Here is a 246-nt window from a genome sequence, read left to right as displayed (position 1 = left end):
AATCAAAAATGTAATTTGTAAAAATTGACGCCAATAAAGAGTATTTTGCTGAACAAGTGGCGCAATACCAAAACAGGTTGTTGTCCGAAACGGTTTGCGATCAATTGGAAAGACCCGCCCCCCGACGGGTGTTGTAAGCCCCTACCTAAGCGCCACATAAATGGGAATAAAAAAACGGAGAAATTCGCCAAATTGTATTGAATGCAAGCGTTAAAATTTGCTACAATTGTGTTCCACATCAGGAGA

Annotated in this window: 1 protein-coding gene; it reads right to left on the bottom strand. The window is 40.7% G+C overall.

The window, feature by feature from the left end; genetic code table 11:
• Positions 1-2: 2 nt before the first annotated feature.
• Positions 3-246: hypothetical protein (locus RMT89_RS44775; RefSeq protein WP_315889488.1), on the bottom strand; the 244-nt coding region annotated here is incomplete at its 5' end.

Source organism: Streptomyces sp. P17 (assembly GCF_032436805.1).
In the GTDB taxonomy this organism is placed as follows: Bacteria; Actinomycetota; Actinomycetes; order Streptomycetales; family Streptomycetaceae; genus Streptomyces.
This window is presented reverse-complemented; position numbering and strand designations above follow the sequence as displayed.